The organism is Methanobrevibacter filiformis (genome assembly GCF_001639265.1).
In the GTDB taxonomy this organism is placed as follows: Archaea; Methanobacteriota; Methanobacteria; order Methanobacteriales; family Methanobacteriaceae; genus Methanacia; species Methanacia filiformis.
This window is the reverse complement of record NZ_LWMT01000135.1, coordinates 1-1,902: the sequence shown is the minus strand read 5'-3', so window position 1 is coordinate 1,902 and position 1,902 is coordinate 1. Positions and strand designations below refer to the sequence as shown.

Below are 1,902 nucleotides of genomic sequence, written 5' to 3'. Positions count from 1 at the left end.
CCAGTAGTGTTAGAAACCTTAACAACACTCACATTAACATTATTACTCACATTAATAGTTTCATTATCTGATCCATTATTAGTGTTAGTGTTATTCTGATCCACAGACACACTCGCAGTATTAATAACTGTACCATTACCAATAATAACAACAGTAATACTCAAAGCAACCGTTTCACCAGCACCAAGAGACCCAATAGACCAAACACCAGTAACATTATCATAAGAACCATTACTACCTACAAAACTCAAAACACTAGTATTCAACAAATCAGTCACAAATACACCAGTAGCATTACCAGAACCGTTGTTAGTCACAGTAATAGTATAAGTAATAATATCACCAATATTCGCTGATCCAGTAGTGTTAGAAACCTTAACAACACTCACATTAACATTATTACTCACATTAATAGTTTCATTATCTGATCCATTATTAGTGTTAGTGTTATTCTGATCCACAGACACACTCGCAGTATTAATAACTGTACCATTACCAACAATAACAACAGTAATACTCAAAGCAACACTTTCACCAGCACCAAGAGACCCAATAGACCAAACACCAGTAACATTATCATAAGAACCATTACTACCTACAAAACTCAAAACACTAGCATTCAACACATCAGTCACAAACACACCAGTAGCATTACCAGAACCATTATTAGACACAATAATAGTATAAGTAATAACATCACCAATATTCGCTGATCCAGTAGTGTTAGAAACCTTAACAACACTCACATTAACATTATTACTCACATTAATAGTTTCATTATCAGACCCATTATCCACATTAGTATTATTCTGATCCACAGACACACTCGCAATATTAATAACTGTACCATTACCAACAATAACAACAGTAATACTCAAAGCAACCGCTTCACCAGCACCTAAATCACCAATAGACCAAACACCAGTAACATTATCATAAGAACCATTACTACCTACAAAACTCAAAACACTAGCATTCAACACATCAGTCACAAACACACCAGTAGCATTGCCAGAACCATTATTAGACACAATAATAGTATAAGTAATAACATCACCAATATTCGCAGTACCAGTAGTATTAGAAACCTTAACAACACTCACATTAACATTATTACTCACAATAATAGTTTCATTATCAGACCCATTATCCACATTAGTATTATTCTGATCCACAGACACACTCGCAGTATTAATAACTGTACCATTACCAATAATAACAACAGTAATACTCAAAGCAACACTTTCACCAGCACCAAGAGACCCAATAGACCAAACACCAGTAACATTATCATAAGAACCATTACTACCTACAAAACTCAAAACACTAGCATTCAACACATCAGTCACAAACACACCAGTAGCATTACCAGAACCATTATTAGACACAATAATAGTATAAGTAATAACATCACCAATATTCGCTGATCCAGTAGTGTTAGAAACCTTAACAACACTCACATTAACATTATTACTCACATTAATAGTTTCATTATCAGACCCATTATCCACATTAGTATTATTCTGATCCACAGACACACTCGCAATATTAATAACTGTACCATTACCAATAATAACAACAGTAATACTCAAAGCAATCGCTTCACCAGCACCTAAATCACCAATAGACCAAACACCAGTATTATCATCATAAGAACCATTACTACTTACAAAACTTAAAACAGTAGTATTCAACAAATCAGTTACATATACACCAGTAGCATTACCAGAACCGTTATTAGTCACAGTAATAGTATAAGTAATAGTATCACCAATATTCGCTGATCCAGTAGTGTTAGAAACCTTAACAACACTCACATTAACATTATTACTCACATTAATAGTTTCATTATCAGACCCATTATCCACATTAGTATTATTCTGATCCACAGACACACTCGCA

The 1,902-nt window shown here is 33.8% G+C and carries 1 protein-coding gene; it reads right to left on the bottom strand.

The window, feature by feature from the left end; genetic code table 11:
• Positions 1–1,902, bottom strand: a 1,902-nt coding sequence (locus MBFIL_RS04195; RefSeq protein WP_157078651.1) for a beta strand repeat-containing protein, incomplete at both ends; no start/stop codon positions are given.